Genomic DNA, 21,680 nt, shown 5'->3' on the forward strand with positions numbered 1-21,680 from the left:
TTCTGAAATCGCAGATATGAAAACGGGGCCTGATGGCCCCGTTTTTTTGTTTGAGGGATATAGTTCCCAATGATTATCGTCAGGCTTAGCGGCTGCCGATCGATGTGCCGATGCTATTGAAGCGAAGGCTCATATTGTTGCCGAGACGACCCAAGGAGGTGATCAACACAACTGCGATCAATGCGGCGATCAAACCATATTCAATGGCTGTTGCGCCAGATTGGCCCTTCCGAAACTTTTGCAGAAACTTTTTCAACGGACTTTTCCTTCTGACATGCGCACGTGAGACGGTGCCTTCTATTCGAGATACCTGTCTCCACAATGGCCACACTTAAAGCAAAACAATAAAAATCAGGTAAAACTGATAGTTTGAAACTTATCATTCATAGTATTACTAAAGCTCTGCACTAAAATGGGCCAGATAATTTTAGATTATCATAGGTATCTACCAGCAAATTAAACCCATTAGTAACTAGACTGGCACCGTTATATTCTTTCCGCCAAACACGGACTGCCAATTCTCAATCTCATTCACGACCACGTCATCTGTCGCATGAGCAAGTTCGGCGACATGCGCATAAGAAATGAGGTCATCGGGACCAGCCAATAGAAGCGCTCCCCGCTCGGCAATCACATCAAGCTTTTCGGCGGTAACTTCTGAAATAGCGGAGAAGCGCTCAAAATCACCAAAATAGCGAATGGATGCGATGGCACCGCCAAAGGTCGGCAAAAAGACTCCGAGAAAGGTGAAGAGTTTTGAGAAATGGCTCGCCACTTCCTTGTCGATCACATGCGTTGATCCAGCCAGCTTTAGGCCAAGATAAAGAGAGACCGAAAGCACGGCGAGGGTGAAGAGGGCTTCGGACAATTGGTCTAAACGATGGTGTGTCTTGTGCAGGCGCTTTGCCTTCTGTCGGTGATAGGCACTTTGTGCTGCGACATGGCGCAGAACAAGATCAGATAGCGCCGTCCGCAGATAAGCCGACGTGATGGTTACGCGCGGCAAGCCAACATCCCGCAAGCCATGACGTACGTACCATTCTGGCCAAGACGTTTGGGTACCCCGTGGCCAGCGACCACTTGGGCGCGCCACACCCAGCGTTAGGAGGATGGTTGCATGGCGTAGATATTCGGCAACACGGCGTGTTTCAAACCAACGCCTGTGCCACCGTCGCTTCTGGCCAACCCAAGTGATTGCGAGAATGCCAGCAAGCAGAACCAGTTCAAAGCCAGCAAAAATCCACTTTTGCTCACTCGACGCAATAGGCAGGTAGGCTATTCCCCCTACCACGGCAAAAGCTCCAAATAGGAAGTTCAACACCATCCCGCCGCGATATGCATCGGATAAATGCGACGAGATGCCATCAGCCCATGCAAGGCGCTTTAGAATATCGGTTGAAATCCTTGTCACAAACCCGGGGTCTTGCTGCAGAAGATTGCGGGCCGCCTCAATTTGCGATTGGCCACTACCGGTCAAAATCGCATCTGGGCTCTCATAATGAATGGTCAGATTGCGAAACCGATCGCGCATTCGCTCTGAGCCGAAGAGGGCCTCAACCCTGCGATAGCCATGCCATATAAACTGGCTCTTTGGTCGCCATTTTTCGGCATCGAGGGCCTTAAGACCCTCTTCGTGGTCCCCTTTATGCGCCATAGTCTTGCCAGGCGTTGGGCGCAGAACAGTTTCCACAAGCGCCCGCAATTCGGCCATCGGCTGGCTCGCTTCGCCTACGACGTGCGGCAAAGCAGCCAAATGCTCTGGCACTTGCAAAATATGCCAATTACGCGGGTTACGCGCGTCAATCCACAATACGGGCGTGCCCATTGATAATGCGAGCGCAATGGTATGTCCGGTACCCCCAACAAAGCTGGTGCTGCCACCGTCCCAGACACCAACAACAATGTCAGATTGTTCAATCATCACCTGAGCAGCCAAAGCAACACGCTCAGAAGCCGCAAAAGAATAAGCCTGCGCGGCATTTACATCCGTGGGAGCGGAGAGCTTTGCCAAATAGAGATGCTCGATCAACGCATCCCGATCGGCCAACTCAAAGAGTCGAGCAGAATCGACAAGGTCGTCAATTACGGTAGCCCGCTCTTGCGTTGCCGCAGAACAGACCCCGTTCCCCGAAAGAAGAAAACGAGCCTCGTCGGCATTGAGCGGATGAGCGTTGATCGCCGTGTTCAATCGACGGCCAAATGGCAATGGTGCCACCAATTCCCACTTACGCCCCTTGGCTTGGCGTGCAGCAATCTGATCCAGGCCATCAACCAACAGGGAATGCATCCGGGTTTCAGCAACGGCCTTTGTCGGATTTGCCGCACGCTCGGCAGCGACCACCAAATCAAACAAATCGAATACTTCAGCTAAAGCTTCTTCAATGGCACCTCGATTAACTGAAAAAGCGGGATTGGCGTCGCGGTGACCGGTAACCCCCAAGCAAAGTCGGATTGAAGGGGCGGAAGGCGCTGGAAATCGAGCAGTGTTAGCCATGGAATCCGCCTAGCCGGTCTTCATGCAACCGGTTCTCCTTACCGGCCCAAAGGCTCTCGAGGCGACAATGTCGCACCTCCAAAACATCCATCTGCGCCACGTCGTCTTCCAACCTAGAATAACAATCCCTATGCCAGCGTTACAGGAGCCTTATGCTCTCGTCGAGGGTTTAATGAGGCCGAATTTGCCCTTTCACACCTTGATTTTTGCGCGGCTTGATCGATACACTATGGCTAATTGATCCACGGTGGATAACTTTTATGTCGCATACAAGCTCCCCCCTCTGGATAGGATTGTTGCGCTTAGCGTGCTTGGCGGTGTCCGCCATAGGGTCCTATGCGGCTGCACAGTCAGCGGAGCCAGATGCGCCCTTCGCTTTACCCGAAACGATTCAAGGCGGGGCAGATCAGGATCTAGAAGTAGCCCCTTTTGAACGCTTGGATGTTTTGGGAGGGTGCATCTATTTCCTCGACGGGAGACCAAAATATTGCGCCCATAAAGGCATCGGCGGCTTCTTTCTCGATAAAGATAAAGCGCCGTGGCAAGCACAGCTTTCAACCAATATCCCAGCTTCAGAATACAGCGCCGCGACGCTTCGCAAGTATCCCCTATGGGAGCTTAATCACCTATGTGGCGGGTCTTTGATTGCGCCAAACTGGATCCTTACCGCTGCTCATTGCATAAAGCGTGACGAGATGCGGCGCTATGGCCTTACCGTGCGCCTCGGTGTTGGAGACCTATCGGCACCCGAAGGTGTCGCGTTTCGAATTGATCGTGCGATCGTCCACCAGGACTATGATCCAAAGACAAAGCTCAATGATATTGCGTTGGTTCGCTATGTTGACGAGCGCCCGAACAGAAGACCACTTCGCGAGCTTGGTATTGAACCTATCGCGCTGCATGGCAGCCTGCCGGAGGGTCCTCGCTTGAAGCCGGAAGAAGAGCTCATCACGATGGGATGGGGTGTGACATCTGTAGGCCCAGATGGTCGCAATTCGAAGTATCTTTTGGGCTTCCAACTCAACCGAATGCCGAACGAGTTCTGCGCGCAAGCTTTGAAGGCGCCCGAACGTGTCAATGCCAGCGTGATTTGCGCCATTGGACCAGGTCGAGATGCGTGCCAAGGTGATAGCGGCGGCCCCTTAAACACGAAGGTTTATCACTTCGACAGCCGGCGCATGATCGCGGTTCAGGTGGGTATTGTAAGCTGGGGCAAAGGTTGCGCCACACCCGGCGTTCCCGGTGTCTATACCCGCGTCTCGGCTCATTTAGGGTGGATCCGGCGGGCCATGGCCGCACCCCAACACGTGACATCACTGCGCTGAGGCAAATTCAGCCAGACATATAAAAGGCGGGCACCTGCATTGCTGCTGCGTACCCGCCTTCCAATTATGCACCCTTCTTTCGGCTTAAGGCCGAAGTCTAACGGCGGTCTGGATTGGCCGGTTCGCGACGGTCAGGGTTTGCGCGATCTTCTTCCGGTGGGACAGTTTCCTCCACTGTATTGGTCTCACCATCGACAGCATTCAGGCCTTCTGTAGGCATCGCGGCGGCGGCATCTGTCGCGTTCATGGCAGCATCTGCTGCAGCATCAGCCGCAGGTGCAACTTCATTCGTGGCCGCTGCATCAGCGGCAGGCTCGGTAGCCTTTGGTTGGCTGCAACCAGCCACAGCAATGCCAGCAACAGCGGCAAGCGCAATGAGTTTCAATTTCAACATTTCTGACCCTCCCAAACAATTGGAGCTTGAGCTTATGCTGACCCGCAGATTTGGCAATGATGAAAATGGCAAGTCTAGCTCTTTTAAGGCTTGCATCCTGCCACTCTGCTCCCTTTAGTTTACCTATGGGTCCGATTTTTGTTGCAGCCGCGCCAGAATGGGCAAATATGGCTAATCGCTTGGCTAATCTGATTTCGAAAAAATGCCTGTGGAGCCCTTCGCATGACCCAGAATGCCGCCAATCCCGAACGCTTCTTTTCGACCGTGCAGTTGCTAGCGGCCGCACTGATCAGCGTGGTTATCGCCATTTCTCCCATTTCTGCCGAAGCCCAAGCGACAGCTGAACCAGAACCGGGTTCAGGGATTTTGGGTGGTGCAGAGCTGGATGCTGAACCGCCACCCGATGGCATAAGCCAAACCCTTCCACCGTGTAGGGCGGGACAAAGCGCACTTCAGTCGTGCGAGGAGACAATTATTGGGGGGCAAAGCGTCGGGCCGGGAGAAGCACCATGGCAAGTGCAGATCTTTCGAACCTATGATCTCAAAGCGGGCAGGAATCCCTTTCAGAACTGGAAGGACCATGTCCTCTGCGGGGGCTCCTATATTGGTAACAACTGGGTTTTGACTGCGGCGCATTGTTTTGAAGATGCGAATTTCGATCTGAGCGACTATCGCGTACGACTTGGTGTCCGCGATATCAGCAAGGATGAAGGGGTAAACTTTCGAATTGACCGGGCCGTGCGTCACTCAGGCTACAATTCGAACCAAAAGCTCAACGATATCGCCCTACTACATTTTGTCGATGAGCGGCTCCTGAAGTGGGACTTGTCGCGCTATGGCGTTCAGCCCATCACGCTGCACGGCGATTTACCCTCGGGCCCATCTTTGACGCCAAATCACCTCTTTACTGTCACAGGATGGGGACTGACATCCTATCGAGACAAAGATAGCTTCTCCCCAATCTTGCAGAAGGTCCAATTGCAGCGCATGCCAACCGCACCATGTGCTGAGAAGCTTGCCTCGCCCGATCGGATCAATTCAACGGTTTTATGTGCGCGTGAACCAGACAGTCAAATGTTGAACGATCGCACCGGTGAGGAGAGCCAAGATGCCTGCCAAGCCGATAGCGGAGGACCAATGACCATTGTCAATGCGCAAGGGACGCCGATCCAAGTTGGCATTGTGAGTTGGGGAAAGGGATGCGGCTTTCGAGGGTTCCCCGGTGTCTATACGCGTGTCGCCATGCATATTGAGTGGATCAGGACGGCCAAGCGGCTTCCTGAGAACCAAAGGTCCTTCCCATAAGCCCCTAAACAAAGCCGATAATTTTCAAGAGGCGTTGGTACTCTGAATTACCCTTCAACTTCTCCAGGAGGGGATCAGTATACAGATTGGCAAGACCTGCATCCTTGACCTCGTACGCCCGTTGCAATTGGGCCACGGCACGATCTAACTCGCCCCACATAGCAAGCACCTGTGCCTGCTGGTACAGGCCCGAGTCGCCGGCCTCGCGAACAAGTTTTTCAAAATTGGCTTGGGCAGAAGCCTTCTGATCGGCCTGATGATCCAGAATTGCGAGACCCGGGAGGGCGAAGACGCGATTTGGCTCGGCTTCAAAAGCCTGTCGCGCTTCCCCTTGGCGTCCCAGAAGCATGAGAGCTGTTCCACGAAGGCTGGGTGCAACGCTCATTTTTGGGTTGATACTCAAGGCCCGATCAAAGAACGGAAGCGCTGCCGCGTAGCGGCGAGCCAATAGCTCAATTGTGCCCGCCGAGCGAAACACAGTGGGGTTTAAGGGGTCCAAAGTTGTCGCGCGTGCAATCGTGGCAACCGCCTCATCGAAACGACCAGTGCGGGCACAGAAAACCGCAAAACCAGTCAAGACATCGCCATCGCCCCGCCCATATTGAACCGACTGTTCGAAAACAGTCTTTGCAGCTTTAACGTCCAACCCAACATTGAAGAGGCTAAAACCCAAGGCCGAGTATCCGTCGGCAAAATCGGGGGCGATGGCGACAGCGCGACGCGCGGCCTCAATCGCATCGAGGCGCATCTTTTCTGCCTTGGTTGATGCCATGGACTGCCCATACAATACCGAAAGCGTGCGCGAACGCCATGCATGAGCGGCGGCATAATTTGGATCAAGGGCGAGGGCAGCCTCAAATTCAGCCAAGGCATCGAGGTCTGTCTGCCCGCCTAAAGCGGACTCAAACAGGGCACGACCTTTGAGTTTGTGCTCGAAGGCGGCAACATTTTGTGTGCCGCCAGAACTGACCCGTCCAGTTCCTTTGGTCGGCTTGCCTTCAGAGGTCTGACGCGCAACGCGGTCGACCAGCGCGGTGGTAACCGAGGCAGCAATCTCGCTCTGCACGGCGAACACATTATCAAGTGGGCGCTCAAAGGTTTCCGCCCACAAGCTGAAACCAGTTCGACCATCAATCAATTCAGCATTCACGCGCACCGTGGAATCGGCCTTGCGCGCATTGCCATCAAGCAGATAGGCCACGCCTAACTTGTCTGCCATTTCTTTTGCGGACTGCGTTCGATCCTTGAAGGCGGACGAAGATGTTTGCGCCGCCACTTGCAACGCAGCATTGCGCGCCAGCTCGGCGCGAACCTCTGCCGAAAGTCCATCGGCAAAATAATCCTGTTTCGGGTCGCCACTGAGATTCTTGAAGGGCAGCACCGCGACACGATTGTCTTCTGGTGCCGTCGACCCAGGGAGGCCGCCACTTTGTTCTTGGCGGTTTAGCCACCATATCAACCCAGTGCCGACAAGACTTAAGCCCGCCGCGCCACCGCCAATTAGGGTGCGCCGATTGAGGCTTTGCTTCGACTTTGCAGCCGAATAGACCTCTTGAATGCTCGGCTCCTCGCGAAGAGGGGCGTCAGACCCCTTTGCCTCGTCGCCGCTGGATCGGGCAGCCAAATGTTGGCGTACATCGGCCAAGAATGACCGCCAAGCAGGATCTGCTCGGTCACCTGACCAATGGCTGAGTTCGGCCGTTTGGGTGAGTTCAAACATGATTGGGCGTTCGCAGGCCTCAATCATGGCGGGGACCAAGGTCTTCTGGCGATGCGCGACCGTGGCCTCAGCGCGAACCCACCGCGAAACTACAGATTTTTTGGACCACAAGACAACGACAGCACCCGCGTCGCGAAGCGCCCGCTCCGTTACTTCGTCATAGGCCTCACCGGCACGGAGCGTTGTATCCCACCAAACTTTGAAGCCTTCAGCCGCAAAAGCATCAGCAAACAGCCGCGCTTTGGCTTGGTCCTCTCGATTATAGGATAGGAAAATGTCCGGCACGCAAATTCCCCATGCTTTCGCTAAAGCCTCTATAGAAAGCTGGGCAGATCGTCGAGGCCTTTGGCCAAATAGGGGATCAAAATCAAGCGATTTGCCAGTGGTCTCGGCACGTCATCTGAACTTTAAGCACGGACTAAGCCCGAAGCAGCATGCAACGCCGCCTCGTCGAGCCCAAGCGCCCCTAAGGCCGCCGCCTGAATCCCCTGACTATCGAGACCGGCTTCGGCGATCATCGCCGCTGGGCTTGCTTGATCCTGGAAGCGATCGGGCAAGGTTAAAGTTCGAATGCGCAAGCCTTTGTCCAACGCCCCTTCTTTGGCGAGGAAGTGAAGAACAAACGCACCAAAGCCACCCACCGCGCCCTCTTCAATGGTAATCAAGACCTCGTGCTCACGCGCTAGGCGGCGAACCAGATCCTCGTCAATTGGCTTGGCAAAGCGGGCATCTGCCACCGTCGTCGATAAACCCATGGCATTGAGACGATCTGCGGCGCGCAAGGTGTCACTCAATCGAGCCCCAAAGGATAAAAGTGCAATCTTTGTACCCTCCCGGACAATTCGGCCCTTGCCGATTTCAAGCGGTGCGGGGTCCGCCGGGATTGCAAGGCCCAAAGCTTCGCCACGGGGATAGCGCACGCCGCTGGGACCATCATCATAGGCTGCACAAGTTGCAACCATCCGCGCCAGCTCCACCTCATCGGCGGCCCCCATCATCACAAAGCCCGGCAACGCACCTAGGAAACCAATGTCAAACGAACCTGCGTGGGTGGCTCCGTCCGCACCGACGAGACCGGCGCGATCAATAGCAAAACGTACGGGTAGTTTCTGGATAGCCACATCATGCACGACTTGATCATAACCGCGCTGCAGGAAGGTGGAATAGATTGCTGCAAATGGCTTCATGCCATCGGCAGCAAGTCCGGCCGCAAAAGTCACCGCATGCTGTTCAGCAATCCCAACATCAAACATCCGATCTGGGAAAGCGGCCTCAAACACATCCAGCCCCGTGCCTGTTGGCATAGCGGCCGTGATGGCCACGACGCGGGAATCCTTGCGCGCTTCATGGACCAAGGAGTCGCCGAAGACTTTGGTATAAGAGGGCGGACCCACTGGGGCTTTCTGCTGCTCGCCAGTGATGACGTTGAATTTTGAAACGCCATGATATTTGTCGGCTGCGCTTTCAGCCGGAGCATAACCCTTGCCCTTCTGGGTGCGAACATGAACAAGCACAGGCTTATGGTCAATCTCGCTGGCATTGCGCAAGATTGGGACAAGCGTATCTAGATCATGACCGTCCACGACACCGATGTAATGAAAACCTAGCTCTTCGAAGAACGTGCCGCCTTGAACCATCCCACGGGCATATTCATCGGCCTTACGTGCGGCATCTGCTAAAGGCAAAGGCCACACTTCGATCATTTTCTTGGCGGCCTTACGCAGCGATAGAAATGAGCGCCCTGACAAAAGGCGCGCAAAATAATTGCTCATCGCGCCAACCGGTGGCGCAATCGACATGTCGTTATCGTTCAAGATCACGATAAGTCGCTTGGTGGAGGATGCTGCGATATTCATCGCCTCATAGGCCATGCCGGCAGTCATGGATCCATCGCCAATTACGGCGATGACATGGTTAGCTTCACCTTTGAGATCGCGCGCAACACAGAAGCCGAGCGCTGCAGAAATTGAGGTTGCAGCATGGGCTGCACCAAAGGGGTCGTAGGCGCTTTCACTGCGCTTGGTGAAACCCGAAAGGCCATTGGCTTGGCGCAGCGTTCGGATGCGGTCGCGACGACCTGTCAGAATCTTGTGGGGATAGGCTTGGTGGCCAACGTCCCAGATCAGAATATCATTTGGGGTATCAAAGACATGATGAAGCGCAACAGTCAGCTCAACTACGCCCAAACCCGCACCCAGGTGACCGCCGGTGACCGAGACTGCATCAATCATCGTATCGCGAACTTCTCCAGCCAATTGGGTTAGTTCCTCGCGTTCCAAGAACCGCATATCTGCCGGGGTGTGGATTCTATCCAAGAGCGGGGTTTCGCGCATGGCCTGCTTCCTTCTAAGGCGAGAGGGGCAATTTGGATGGTGCGAGGGCAATCAGCTGAGCCTGCTTTGCGAGGCTGTGGCTTTGTCGTCGGATATTCCTAAAAATAAGGGTATTGGGGCCAATGCGCTTGCATTGGCCCCAAGGATACGCGTTTGCTTAACGTGGTGGGGCGTAGTTATGGACTTCAGCCCAGCCATACCAGTCGCTGACGACAGTTCCGGTCAACAAAATGCCAATGCCGCCGGTAAGTGTTGTCAGAACAGCAAACCACCAAGCCCAACGGTGGATTGATTCCATCGAAGCATTGAAGCCCATGGTCCAACGCCAGAACAAAGCGGCCCGCTCAGAGGCCGTGCCCCGATCCGTGATCTGTTCGATCTCACGCTCACCGCCATAGCGGCTGACCGCAAGAATGGTTGCACCATGCATCGCGAACAAGAGAGCCGACCCATAGAGGAAGACGATCGAGAGGCAATGGAACGGATTATAGAACAAATTGCCATACGTGATGGAGAAGGCACCAGTCCAATCCAAATGGGTGAAGATCCCAAATGGCACCGCTTCACTCCAGCTACCCATCAAAGCTGGACGGATGAAGCCCAGAACGAGGAAGAGCCAGATGGCTGAGGCAAAAGCCCAAGCAACATGTGTGCCCAAGCCCAGTGCCTTCGCCCGGTTGTAGGTACGGACCCACCAGAGGATCAGGGAGGTGGTCAAGAAGAACCCGGCCATGACCCACCAGCCGCCCTGGTCTAGTGGCGGAAACAGGTTGAAGCCTTGCTCAGGTGGGGGTGGATTAAGAGTCAACCAAGGCAGACGCCGGATGAACTCAATCGGATCCCAGTTCACCGAAGCAAACATATTGAGACCAATGATTTCAAAGGCGAGGAAGCCAAAGAAGAGTGAAGCAATGCCTGTCCAACCCAGATAGATTGGCCCAATTTGCGCATTACCAATGATGCCCAAGAGACGAGAAATGCCAATAAAGCCTTCCCCATCGCGTTCCAAGCTGCCTTTCGGTAGCGGGACCCCGAGTTCGACAGGGCCGCGTACTTGGACTTGAGTAAAGATGTTTTGATAGCCAGCCATTGTGCGTGCTCCTGCCTATTAGCCCCAGATTGGGAGTTTAAGCCACATGTCCCACCACTCGGGCCAACCGAGCGACCAGACTGGACCGCTGATGACGATACACACCGCACTCCAGAAGCCAGCCGATAGTGCCAAGAAAAGGCCTAAGCGGTGGATCCCGAGCGTACCGATGGAATAGCCAAGGATGTCGCGGAAGAATGTGTCTTCATGTTCCGGGGTTTTAACCACCTCGCCCTTGCCGGGATTGGTCGCAGACAGGATGAGAGAGCCGTGCAACGCCAATGCGAAGGTGTTCACAAAGAAGAAGCTGACAGCCACCATGTGCGCCGGATTATAGTGGAAGTTGATGTATTTGTAGCCGGTGTTGGACACCCAATCCAAATGCGTGAAAATCCCATAAGGGAAGCCATGGTACCATGCACCCATCAAGACGGGGCGAATGACGACCAAGGTCACATAAGCAAAGATTGCCATCCCAAAGGCAAAGGGCACGTGCAAGCCAATGCCAAGCTTGCGCGAAATCTCGACCTCACGCAGCGCCCAGGATGAGAATGCGCCAATGGCGCACATGGTCACGACTTGCCAAATCCCACCTTCTTTCAAGGGGGCCAAGCTTAGGCCATACGATTCTGCCGGCGGCTGGATATCAATCAGCCACGGGTTCCATGTCGGCCCCAAGGACGCGCCATAGGCAATCAATGCTGTGCCCAGCACAGCGAAAAAGATTGCGGTTACTCCAAAGAAGCCCACGTAAAAGGGCCCCACCCAAAAGTCGAAGAGGTCGCCGCCAATCAGCGTCCCACCCCGAACACGGTATTTGCGTTCAAAACTCAGCAAGGCCATGATCCGCGTCCTCCTTGGCTCTGAGAAGCGCCTGCTTCAAAGAATTCGTGAGATGAATGAAATGCGGGGCAGACGAACAAAGCAGGGGGGCCTTGCACGTCTGCCACCACGGACGTGTCCGAAAGGATTTTCAGACACGCGCTGTTGGTTATGCTCAGGTATTTGCTGAGCCATCATGTTGCAGAGCTGCGGCTGGAGCTGGGGCTTTTGGGCCTTCGATCCAGTTGAACCGGTCAGTGCTGAGCAAGATGAAGTGGATGAAGATCGCCAGCGTGAACAGGAAGACCGTGAGGGCCACCAGGACACGGCGGGGATCAAACAGAAGCCAAATCCGATACATGAGTTATCTCCCTTAACCGAAAAAGGTCTGTGCCAGTTGGGCTGCATGCTCCACCGCGCCTTGAAGTTCGGCGTAACCGCCTACCCCAGGGAACCATGGACGCCACGACCAAACCAGGAAGTGTGCGACGATCGCGATCACAGTGAAACCGATGAAGCCCAGCATAAACAGACGATGGAATTCCTTCGCCTCTTGTGCTGTCAGACCGGTCAATGTGTCTGTACTTGGGTCTCTAGCCATTAATTACCCTCCATTTTGATTGGGACGGCTATTGCTGTGGTAATCCCCACAGCTGGACCGGTCGCGGCGGAGCCCGTCGCGGCGGCTTGGAAGGCGCATATCATCTGCGCCAAAGGGGTCGATCCGCGGGCAGAAGCCCGGGAGGAGATGGGGTGGATCGTGGGGAAGAAGGACATCATGATCGCTCCCTCACGCCATTTCTTGCTGGGTGCGCTTCACGCGCTCCAGAATTACGGTGGTTTCGCCAGCTAGGCGCGCAGCCCGTTCGGCACTATCGCGCAGGCGCTTTGCGGCAGAAATGCGAACCAGAACGGGCTGTTTGTCGACAATGGCATCAAGCGCCGCTTTGGCGTCATCATCCCAAGCCAATTCGACATGCCGACGCGCCGGTGTGGCCTCAACCTTATCCATTTGACCAGCCAGCGGCAGAATATGGAATAGGGCGTCAAATAAGGCGTTGCAGACTTCTTGGATCAGATAAGTTGCGCCAGAATAGCCCATGAAGGGCGTCCCAATATGCCGCCGGATGATCGCCCCGGGGAAACTGGCCGGAATGAAGCAGGCGCGCGAGCCAAGCTCTGCCATATACATCCGCTCATTCACACTGCCGAAAAGGATCAGTGGCGGACTGGTCTTGAGGGCCTCTAAAACCGCTTGATTATCGGGTTTCACACCTGCCCGACGGCCGAAAGAGAAAGTGCAGGGCAGGCCCATATCCGTTTCAAGGAAGTTACGGACCCCGCGTGCATAGGTCTCATTGGCCACGATGGCGAAGCTGGCAGTGCCAAAGAAATCTTGCGTGACCGAGCGCCACAAGTCCCAGATCGGCTTGATGGTGGTATGCTTTTCCTTCGCAATGAAAGGCTCTGGATCTAGGCCGGTCAGTTCACCCAATTTGCGCAGGAATAGCGTGGTGGATTCGAGGCCAATTGGGGCCTGCAGATAAGGCCGCTCCAGGACTTCGCAAAGATTGCGGCCAAATTCGCGATACATGCAAACATTGACTTCGGCCTCAGCCAATCGCTTCACGTCTGCCAAGTGCGAACCGAGCGGGAAGACCATGCCGACTTCAGCACCAATACCTTCGATCAGGCGGCGGATTTCGGCCAAGTCAGATGGCAGATTGAACATGCCATATGCGGGGCCAATGATATTGACCTTCGGCTTTGCCCCTTCTTTGCGCGGCTTTAGCTTTGGTACTTTCTTGGTGCCAAAATTTGTCCAGAGCCAGGTCAGTGCCCGGTCTGCACTTTGCCATTGATCTTCATCGATCGTGCGCGGCAGGAAGCGTTGGATATTGGTGCCTTCTGGCGTCACCCCGCCGCCAATCATTTCGGCGATCGAGCCCGTGACCACAACGGCCGGCAAATGCGGGTCGAGTGCTTTCCAAGCCCGCTTCATCGCGGCCTCAGTACCGGTCTGGCCCAATTCCTCTTCGCCAAGCCCGGTCACAACGATAGGCAGTTCATGGGGCGGAAGGGCGTCGGTGTAATGCAGGACCGACGTCACAGGCAGGTTTTCACACCCGACCGGTCCATCAATAATGACTTGTAAGCCCTTGATAGCGGTGAAGGCATAAACAGCCCCCCAATAGCCACCAGCGCGGTCGTGATCGAGCACTAAGGTCATGTTCCCACGGCCTCCTCTGCTGCGCGTGAAGCGGCTAGGGCTTTGGCATATTTGGCTTTGAATTCTGGTCGTTCGACTGGGGTGTCTTCCCAGACCCCCGCTGTGTCATGCGCGCCAACACCTTCAAAGAAGGCGGTCATTTTCTCAAACCGCGCGCGATTGGCTAGTGCGGCATTGATGACGGTTGCCAGCGATCCCGCACCGGCAGGCCCCATCAAGGGGCGTGCTGAAATCAGATTGGTGAAGTAAAGCGCTGGAATGGACAATTGCTTGGCATGCTGCACCACAGGTGTGGTCCCGATGGCAAGGTCTGGCCTGATAGCGTCAACGGCGGCAATGTCTTGCTCTAAAGATGCCCGATATTGAACCAGAACACCTTTGCTTTCGAGCCATTCCCGATCGGGCTCCGACCAAGGTGTGCGCGGACAAGCTGTGCCGACATAGGCCACTTCAGCCCCGCTTTCGATCAATAAGCGCGCGACCAAGAGCTCTGAACCTTCATAGCCCGATACAGTTAGGCGGCCTTTGATAGGTGCGGTTAACAGGGCAGCCTTGATGGCGGGCAAGAAGCGGTTCTTAGCAAAGTCGACTTTTGCTTGGGCGATACCGCACGCGTCACCAATCGCATCGAGCCATGCGGCCGTACCGTCCCGACCCACTGGCGCGGAACCGACGACTTTACGACCAGCTGTCTGAAACTCGCGGATGCTCGCGGTATAGAAGGGGTGGATAGCGGCAACGGCTGCGCAATCGAGTGCCGCATAAAGCTCCCGCCACTCCCGCGTTGGCACGACGGGGCCAGCGGCCAAGCCCAAAGGCTCAAGCATCATGCCGATGCCGACAGGATCGGCTGGGAACATCTCGCCCAAAAGCGTGATGGTAGGCCGATCCTTGGACAGGTTCTGCGGGGCTTGAACAGGGCCAGCTTCCGCCTCTGTCCGAGCATATCGCAACATGGCACCAGCCAAAACGTCCTTTGCCTCGGCATGGGTTGGGATGCCAAATCCTGGCACATCAATGCCGATGATGCGAACGCCGTTAATCTCTTTAGGCAAAAGCTGAAGCGGCACGCCCGACGCAGTCGGCACGCACAAGTTTGTCACGACAATCGTGTCGTAATGTGTGGGGTCCGCTAGCTCGAACACCGCATCGCGGATGTCTTCAAATAGCTTGCCGGTGACCAAGGTCTCAGAGCTGAAGGGTACATAACCGACGCTACGGCGCGCTCCATAGAAATGGGACGTAAAAGTCAGACCATAGACGCAACATGCCGAGCCAGACAAAACTGTTGCCGTGCGCCGCATCCGCAAACCCACACGCAGAGAGCCAAATGCGGGGCACATGCTTTGGGGCTGGTCGTGCGGACCTTTTGGATAATCGACAGCGTACAGATCGAGGATCTCAGACTTTCCTGCAGCCTTCGCAGCCGCAGCCATGGTTTCTGCACCCGCATGGCATCCTTGCCCTGCTTGCTCTGGGGAAGCAGGTCCATCATCCAGCAACGGTCGGAAGGGAGCTTGATAGTCGGTCATCGCTGGTTACACCGTGTCATAGACCACCTCCAGCGTTGGCTTTTCAGCGAACACGCCGCCGCGCATGTCGGCTTGGGTAGCCGGGCGCAGGACGAAGTCGCCGCCAGTCTGGTCAGGTGCAAACAGGCCTAAGAGGCCATCTTGGCTAAGGGGTGTTGGACGAACGGGTGGGGCCGAAGCCACATTGGAGGCGAGCTCTTCAAACAATGGGCCCCAGGTGTCGCCTGGTGTACCAATAATTTGATAATTGGCCGACTTCCGACGAATGTCTTCATCCGCCGGAATGGCTGACAAGACAGGAATCCCAACGGCCTTTGCGAAGGCTTGGGCTTCGCCGGTACCGTCATCCTTATTGATCAGCATGCCGGCCACACCGACATTGCCGCCTAATTTGCGGAAATACTCCACCGCCGAACAGACGTTGTTGGCCACATAGAGAGATTGGAGATCGTTGGAGCCGACGACAATCACCTTCTGGCACATATCGCGCGCAATCGGCAGACCAAATCCACCGCAGACCACATCTCCCAAGAAGTCGAGGAGAACATAATCAAAGCCCCAATCATGGAAGCCGAGTTTCTCTAGAAGCTCAAACCCATGAATAATGCCGCGACCGCCACAGCCGCGGCCAACCTCAGGCCCGCCCAATTCCATGGCGAAGACGCCATCGCGAACAAAGCAAACATCCTCGATGCGAACTTCTTCACCAGCGAGCTTTTTCTTGGCAGAGGTCTCAATAATGGTTGGGCAGGATTTGCCACCAAACAGAAGTGAAGTGGTGTCAGATTTTGGATCGCAACCGATCAAAAGGACGCGCTTGCCCTGTTGCGCCATCATATAGCTGAGGTTGGAGAGGGCAAAGCTTTTGCCACTGCCGCCCTTGCCATAAATGGCAATGACTTGCGTTTCTTTGGTGACTTCACCCGTGTGAACGGGATCAGGCTCCTGCGAAGCTTCTTCTACCAGTGCACGTCTATCCAATAGCGTTACGGTCATGCGCAGCCTCTCCAGTCCAAGATCATTTTTAAGCAGGCAGCATCGGTAAATGCTGTCCTGTAGGCACCGGCGGCACCTTGGGCTTCGACTTCGTGGGTGATGAGATCGTCCAGAGAAAGACGGCCATCAGCGACGAGCTCTAACGTTGCGGCCAGATCGGCCGGGGTCCATTCAGCGGCGATGCGAATACGTGCTTCGCGCATAAAGGCGGGGGGGAAGGCAAAGCTGATGGGCTGGTCGTAGAAGCCGGCCAAAACAATCTCGCCCCCACGGGCCAAACGCCCGATCCAGCTATCAATCAGATTGCCTGCACCGCTGGCGTCTAGGATGACGCGATAATCACGACGATCATCATCAGACGGATCACAAACGCCATAACCGATGGCCCCAGCATGTCGGTGGGGATTGGTTTCCCAAACCACAGGGGCAGGATATCCTTCTGCCACCACGATACGGGCAAGAAGACGACCCAAGACGCCGTGGCCAATGATCAATTCGGGGGGAAGCACACCGTCGGCAATCGCATGGCGAGCTGTTGCCGCCAGGGCGATCAGCACACCGCGACTGGCCAAACTCTCTTCGATCGGAATGACCCGCGCGCTGGGTGCGACCAGACGCTGAGCCGCACCGCCAAACAAACCGCGGGCGCCGATAAAGCCCGTCGAGCCGGGAATGAAGACCGTCTGACCAATGCGGTCTTTCGCATCGTCACCAGCGTCCACCACGCGGCCAACGGATTCATAGCCAGGAACGAGCGGATACCCCATGCCCGGGAATGGCGGCATCCGCCCACTCCACAACAGACGTTCGGTACCCGTGCTAATGCCGCTAAATTCAACATCCACAATGACGTCGTCGCGGCCAGCATCCTTAAGCTCAAGCGTTTTCAGCGAGAGTTTCTCGGGTGCCTCCAAAACAACGGCCAAAGTTTCCATGCCCATACTTCCTTCGTGAATGCAGTAGCCACACCCACTCTTCCAAGGTGTCACTCTAATTGGACGATTAGATATGTCAATTGAAACTGACGCAGAATCGTGACGATCACTGAGGGAATGTTTTTTGGCAAAATGGCCGATTAATCGGGGCTTTTGGCCGGATTGACTTAGGGATAGGCAATTAAAACACGGACCAGCATAGGGGTTCTGGTTGGTTTGTTCACGATGCGGCTAAAGCCGGCCGCGCGTGCCATAGCGCTAATCTCGGCGGGAGTACGGGCTTTGCCGCGCCCCATCGCCATCAAATAAAAGCCGAAATAGGCCTCGGCCATAGGGTCTCGCGCGGGGAAACCTGACATGGGCTCGGCAATCATCAAGACGCCGTTGTCAGGCAAGGCGGCATGGGCCGCTCGCAAGAGTTTCATGACGGTTGCATCATCATGGTCATGCAGGATCCGCACGAAAGAAATGATGTCGGCCCCCTTGGGCAAGACGCCATCAAGGAAGTTGCCGCCAAGCGCTTGAGCCCGATGGGCGAGCTGACTGACTTCAAATGCAGCACGCGCCCGGTCGGCCACGGCGGGCAAGTCAAACACGCGCACTTTCAGCTGGGGCGCATGGTGCGCCGCAGCGCTCGCAAAAGCCCCCTCCCCTCCGCCGACATCCATCAAGACTTGATGTCCAGCAAGTGGATAAGCATCGAGAATATCGCTGGCAATCATCGGTTGGGTGGCCCCCATCAGGGCCGAATAGGGGGAAATGGCGTCCGCTTGTGTTTGGTCGGGTCGATCATAAGCGGCATAAGGCCAGAAGGATGCCAGCTGCCCCTGACCACCGCCCTGCTTTAAGAGCGCTACGGGATCGGCAAGGTCGGCGTAAAACAAGGCATGGTGGCGGATCATGTCGCCCAGCCCTGCATTGCCCAGAAGGGCTGCGCCTTGCATACCCAAGGCATACCGATCCGCCCCAGCTAATTCCACCAGATCAAGCGATTGGGCTGCAGTCAGAAGCCGCGCGGCAGACACAAGCGGCAAATCCATCGCCTCAGCCAGAGCTTGCGTGGTTTTCGGCCCATCCGACAAGAGTTCCGGCAAGCGCAATTGCACACACGCCAATAAAACCTGAGAATAAACAAAACCTGCCACGAGACCAAACAGTCGATCCGCGCTTCTGTGGGCAATCGGTCGGGTCAGAAAAAAGCCGGCAGCCCAACGCTGGAAGCTTGGACTAGAAACCAAGCGATTGCGCCAAGCCGTCCAAGCATCAAGCCAGGAACGCGGTATCATGGAAATCTAGGCAGCACTGCGGGCAAGTTGTTTTGGCACCAATCGAGTCGCCTGAACCCGCACCGTTTCGCGCAAGGCCTTCGCCCCGGCACACTCTGGAATGGACTGGGCCGCCCGGTCCAAGTGCGATTCCAGCAAAGCCACTGCGCCCTGCACACCCAGCGCGGTCACCGCACTTGGCCGTTGAAGAGCGTGGTCGCGGCCACTGGTTTTGCCAGACTCTTCACAATCTCCCAAAGCATCCAAGAGATCATCTGCAACTTGATAGGCCGCACCCAAACCTTCGCCCAGAGCCCGCCACGGCGTTGGATCCGCACCCGCAGCCAGAGCGCCCGCGGTCGTTGCGGCGACAAAGAGCGCACCGGTTTTGGCCTGATGATAGGCGTCAACGGGTGCAGAAGCCTCACACTCCCAAGCTTGTCCGGCCACAATTCCATAGGGCGCACCAACCCCGCGCGCGATGCAAGAAATCAAGCCAGGTAGCCTTGCGGGGTCCTGCGCGCCGGCGCGTGCCAAGACATCAAACGCCATGACGATCAGGGCGTCGCCCGTCAAAAGGGCCAAGGGTACGCCAAACTTTGCGTGCACCGTTGGCTTACCCCGCCGCAAATCGGCATCGTCGAAACAGGGTAAATCGTCATGAACCAAGGAGGCGCAATGCAAGAGTTCAATCGAAGCAGCCGCCGCATCGGCCAGTTCAGGATTGGCCCCACCACAGGCAGCAGAGACGGCTAAGCAAAGCTGCGGCCGGACACGCGCGCCGCCCGGAAACACCGCATAGCGCAGAGCAGCAGCCAATCCGGGCGCTGCATCATCCGCCTGCGCCATGGCCACGGCGGCTTCCAATGCCCGCTCAATCCGTGCTGTATGCGACATATCTCGCTCTCCAACCTCAATCTGTCATAGGATTTGGACACAGGTTAGCGTCTAGGTCAATTGACTTTTTAACGGTTTTACATGGAACTGACGTCTCAATGGTGCAGCTTTCTCCCAATCAAAGCCTAAAGGGCCCCAATTTCACCGCGCCGGTGGGCGGGGATGGCGGCTATATTTGGTGGTATCTGGATGCGGTCAGTGATGATGGCAAGTATGGCATTACCCTTATTGCTTTCATCGGAAGTGTGTTTTCCCCCTATTATGCTTGGTCTAAGTGGGAAAACCCTTTTGACCATTGCGCGATCAATCTGGCCCTGTACCGCTTGGATGGTGCAGGCGGCCGATGGGCCATGACCGAACGGCGGGCAGATCAATTAGATCGGCGTGCCCACCATTTCTCTGTCGGCCCAAGTTCCTTGCATTATAGGGGTGGTGAATTGGTGGCGGATATCTTTGAGGTTTGCGTGCCCATTCCCTCCCGCTTGAAGGGCCGGATTCGGCTGATCCCAGAGGTTGAGACAGAAGCTTGTTTTGATCTCGACCTCAAAGGTCGGCATCAGTGGCGCCCCTTGGCGCCACGGGCTCGGGTCGAACTGAAATTCGATAGCCCAAACCTGTCTTGGTCAGGCGATGGTTATTTTGATACCAATTCTGGGCAAGAACCCCTTGAGAGAGCCTTTGTCGATTGGCATTGGGGGCGGGCCCATCGCGGCGAGGACTTACGGCTATTTTATGATGTCACCAATCGAGCTGGACCCCGCAAGGCCACATATTTGAAGGTCAAGCATGATGGCAGCATTTCAGAAACCGAACCGACCGCACAAAGACGTTTGCGCCGAACATTTTGGGGGATAGATCGCGAAGCCTGGTCGGACGGGCCAGAGCCTGCACGCGTGATTAAAACCCTGGAAGATACCCCCTTTTATGCGCGATCAGCCCTTGAAAGCCAGCTTGAGGGCGAGAAAGTTCTGATGATGCATGAGACTTTGAATCTGGATCGGTTGAAAATGCCGATTGTGCGGGCGATGCTACCCTTCCGGATGCCCCGTCGAACCTTTTAAAGCCGCCGCCTTTTCGGCTTCAGCCTGCTTCTTGGCCTCTTCGGCGGCAATCCGCTTGGGCGAAAGCGAGATGACTTGCCAGATTGCAAACACCAGAAATACGCCGCTGAACAATAAGAACTCAAGGAAGAACATCAAATTGGGGTTCATCGGCTTCGGCTCCCGGTGCGATCACGTAGTTCGAGGTCAGAGAAGAGATCAATGACCCAATTGAGATCGTCTTTAATGCTCTGCCCGCGCTGGTTTGCGGGACCAAAACCCGGTGGCGATTGAACAATCGCGGCCACCAAGGGTCTTCCGACCCCGCGTGCAATGGATAATTCACCCTTCGGGGCCGGACGTGCTGCCCGTTGCATGGCAGCGCCAACCAGCCACGCCTTGCGGGCCGCTGTGGTGCTGGCGCGCCTTGAGACGGAATCATAACCTTGCGCCCGGATAACTTTGCCAATTTCGGCATAGAGCAAGCGCGCCGCAAAAATCGCCGGACGAACAGTCGCCGGCAAACGGGCAATGGCTTGGTCTGCCCGACGATAAAGCTCATCTGCCCGCACCAATAAGCGCTCCGTCAACGCAGCAATGGCCGGCGAAAAATGAGGCTGCGCGAGCCAAGCTTCGGGATTAATTCCGACCTCGCGCAACCAGCTGCGCGGGATATAGAGCCTACCTTGCCGGGCATCTTCGCCAATGTCGCGGGCGATATTGGTCAGCTGCATGGCCACACCAAGATCGCACGCGCGTTCGACCATGGCAGCTCCGCGCACCCCCATCAGGGCGGCCATCATAGCCCCGACTGAACCTGCAACCCGCTCTGCATAATCTTCGACATCGGCCAAAGTCTCATAGGTGCGCTCTGCCACATCCCATTCAAAGCCCTCCAGCAACGCATCAAACACCGCGCGCGGAATGCCATAGGCGCGCACAACATCGGCCAAACAACGATCGGCCGCTTCGGTTTGGGGGCGGCCTGAATAGACACCATCAAGCCGCGACCGCAGCCGGGCAATGGCATCCCCTTGGCCGTTTTCCACGTCGACCGCATCATCGGACAAACGACAAAAGCCATAGAGGGCATAGGCGGCTTCGCGCAGCGCTTCTGGAAGTAGCAGGGACGCCGAATAAAAAGAGTGCGAGCCGGTTTTAATCAGATCCCGACAGGCGGCGCGGTCAGATGGGGTGGCATAGGGAAGTGCACGCGGCGTTGGCCCGGCCATATCCAAACTCTCGGCTGCGAAACTCAGCATGCCCATCCAATCTGTTGGTTTAGGTCCAAGACCTGCGAAG

The 21,680-nt window shown here is 55.9% G+C and carries 20 protein-coding genes; 3 read left to right on the forward strand and 17 right to left on the reverse strand.

Annotated elements, in window-relative coordinates; all coding sequences use genetic code 11:
* Positions 1–85: 85 nt before the first annotated feature.
* Positions 86–256 carry a Flp family type IVb pilin gene (locus IOB61_RS02585; RefSeq protein ID WP_085338196.1) on the reverse strand — a complete coding sequence of 57 codons (171 nt, stop codon included), beginning with the start codon at positions 254–256 and terminating at the stop codon, positions 86–88.
* Between the two features lie 216 nt (positions 257–472).
* A complete protein-coding gene (locus IOB61_RS02590; RefSeq protein WP_290811735.1) occupies positions 473–2,494 on the reverse strand; it encodes a hypothetical protein in 2,022 nt (673 codons plus the stop codon).
* A gap of 260 nt (positions 2,495–2,754) precedes the next feature.
* On the opposite strand from IOB61_RS02590, the gene IOB61_RS02595 reads away from it, so the two are divergent.
* Positions 2,755–3,819, forward strand: coding sequence for a serine protease (locus tag IOB61_RS02595; RefSeq protein WP_290811738.1), 1,065 nt, complete (start codon positions 2,755–2,757; stop codon positions 3,817–3,819).
* 97 nt (positions 3,820–3,916) lie between these two features.
* On the opposite strand, the gene IOB61_RS02600 is transcribed toward IOB61_RS02595, so the two are convergent.
* The gene (locus tag IOB61_RS02600) at positions 3,917–4,213 is read right to left on the reverse strand and encodes a hypothetical protein (RefSeq protein ID WP_290811741.1); all 297 of its coding nucleotides are present in this window, start codon (positions 4,211–4,213) and stop codon (positions 3,917–3,919) included.
* Between the two features lie 222 nt (positions 4,214–4,435).
* Here IOB61_RS02600 and IOB61_RS02605 point away from each other — a divergent pair, with 222 nt between their 5' ends.
* A complete protein-coding gene (locus IOB61_RS02605; RefSeq protein WP_290811744.1) occupies positions 4,436–5,518 on the forward strand; it encodes a serine protease in 1,083 nt (360 codons plus the stop codon).
* Between the two features lie 4 nt (positions 5,519–5,522).
* On the opposite strand, the gene IOB61_RS02610 is transcribed toward IOB61_RS02605, so the two are convergent.
* The 12 genes from IOB61_RS02610 to IOB61_RS02665 all read right to left on the reverse strand — a co-directional run bounded on the left by IOB61_RS02610 (position 5,523) and on the right by IOB61_RS02665 (position 19,338).
* Positions 5,523–7,523 carry a TIR domain-containing protein gene (locus IOB61_RS02610; protein WP_290811747.1) on the reverse strand — a complete coding sequence of 667 codons (2,001 nt, stop codon included), beginning with the start codon at positions 7,521–7,523 and terminating at the stop codon, positions 5,523–5,525.
* A gap of 122 nt (positions 7,524–7,645) precedes the next feature.
* Positions 7,646–9,571, reverse strand: coding sequence for a 1-deoxy-D-xylulose-5-phosphate synthase (gene dxs / locus IOB61_RS02615; protein WP_290811750.1), 1,926 nt, complete (start codon positions 9,569–9,571; stop codon positions 7,646–7,648).
* A gap of 157 nt (positions 9,572–9,728) precedes the next feature.
* Positions 9,729–10,661, reverse strand: a complete 933-nt coding sequence (pufM, locus tag IOB61_RS02620) for a photosynthetic reaction center subunit M (protein ID WP_085338189.1) — start codon at positions 10,659–10,661, stop codon at positions 9,729–9,731.
* 18 nt (positions 10,662–10,679) lie between these two features.
* Entirely contained in the window at positions 10,680–11,504 is an 825-nt protein-coding gene (gene pufL, locus IOB61_RS02625; protein ID WP_290811754.1) for a photosynthetic reaction center subunit L, read from the reverse strand.
* Positions 11,505–11,658: 154 nt separating this feature from the next.
* Entirely contained in the window at positions 11,659–11,844 is a 186-nt protein-coding gene (pufA, locus tag IOB61_RS02630) for a light-harvesting antenna LH1, alpha subunit (RefSeq protein ID WP_085338187.1), read from the reverse strand.
* A gap of 12 nt (positions 11,845–11,856) precedes the next feature.
* Positions 11,857–12,084 (reverse strand): light-harvesting antenna LH1, beta subunit, encoded by a 228-nt coding sequence (gene pufB / locus IOB61_RS02635; RefSeq protein ID WP_085338186.1) that lies wholly within the window; start codon positions 12,082–12,084, stop codon positions 11,857–11,859.
* 189 nt (positions 12,085–12,273) lie between these two features.
* Positions 12,274–13,713: a chlorophyllide a reductase subunit Z gene (gene bchZ / locus IOB61_RS02640; protein WP_290811761.1), complete on the reverse strand. Its 1,440-nt coding sequence runs from the start codon at positions 13,711–13,713 to the stop codon at positions 12,274–12,276.
* A complete protein-coding gene (gene bchY / locus IOB61_RS02645) occupies positions 13,710–15,245 on the reverse strand; it encodes a chlorophyllide a reductase subunit Y (RefSeq protein ID WP_290811764.1) in 1,536 nt (511 codons plus the stop codon). The genes bchZ and bchY overlap by 4 nt, the downstream gene beginning before the upstream one ends.
* 6 nt (positions 15,246–15,251) lie before the next feature.
* Positions 15,252–16,241: a chlorophyllide a reductase iron protein subunit X gene (locus tag IOB61_RS02650; RefSeq protein ID WP_085338183.1), complete on the reverse strand. Its 990-nt coding sequence runs from the start codon at positions 16,239–16,241 to the stop codon at positions 15,252–15,254.
* Complete coding sequence (bchC, locus tag IOB61_RS02655; RefSeq protein WP_290811768.1) at positions 16,238–17,176, reverse strand: chlorophyll synthesis pathway protein BchC; 939 nt, start codon at positions 17,174–17,176, stop codon at positions 16,238–16,240. Before bchC ends, IOB61_RS02650 begins: the two co-directional genes overlap by 4 nt.
* Before the next feature lie 167 nt (positions 17,177–17,343).
* The gene (locus IOB61_RS02660) at positions 17,344–18,462 is read right to left on the reverse strand and encodes a methyltransferase (protein WP_290811771.1); all 1,119 of its coding nucleotides are present in this window, start codon (positions 18,460–18,462) and stop codon (positions 17,344–17,346) included.
* Between the two features lie 6 nt (positions 18,463–18,468).
* Positions 18,469–19,338: a polyprenyl synthetase family protein gene (locus IOB61_RS02665; protein WP_290811773.1), complete on the reverse strand. Its 870-nt coding sequence runs from the start codon at positions 19,336–19,338 to the stop codon at positions 18,469–18,471.
* A gap of 98 nt (positions 19,339–19,436) precedes the next feature.
* Between IOB61_RS02665 and IOB61_RS02670 the strand changes: the two genes are divergently transcribed.
* Positions 19,437–20,399 carry a hydratase gene (locus tag IOB61_RS02670; RefSeq protein ID WP_290811777.1) on the forward strand — a complete coding sequence of 321 codons (963 nt, stop codon included), beginning with the start codon at positions 19,437–19,439 and terminating at the stop codon, positions 20,397–20,399.
* Here the strand turns inward: IOB61_RS02670 and IOB61_RS02675 are convergent.
* Positions 20,367–20,549 (reverse strand): hypothetical protein, encoded by a 183-nt coding sequence (locus IOB61_RS02675; protein WP_290811780.1) that lies wholly within the window; start codon positions 20,547–20,549, stop codon positions 20,367–20,369. The two genes, IOB61_RS02670 and IOB61_RS02675, sit on opposite strands and share 33 nt — an antisense overlap.
* Positions 20,546–21,640 (reverse strand): phytoene/squalene synthase family protein, encoded by a 1,095-nt coding sequence (locus tag IOB61_RS02680; RefSeq protein WP_290811783.1) that lies wholly within the window; start codon positions 21,638–21,640, stop codon positions 20,546–20,548. The genes IOB61_RS02675 and IOB61_RS02680 overlap by 4 nt, the downstream gene beginning before the upstream one ends.
* Between the last annotated feature and the right edge of the window lie 40 nt (positions 21,641–21,680).

The sequence above is a fragment of the Aquidulcibacter sp. genome, from assembly GCF_020253525.1.
Lineage (GTDB): Bacteria > Pseudomonadota > Alphaproteobacteria > Caulobacterales > Aquidulcibacteraceae > Aquidulcibacter.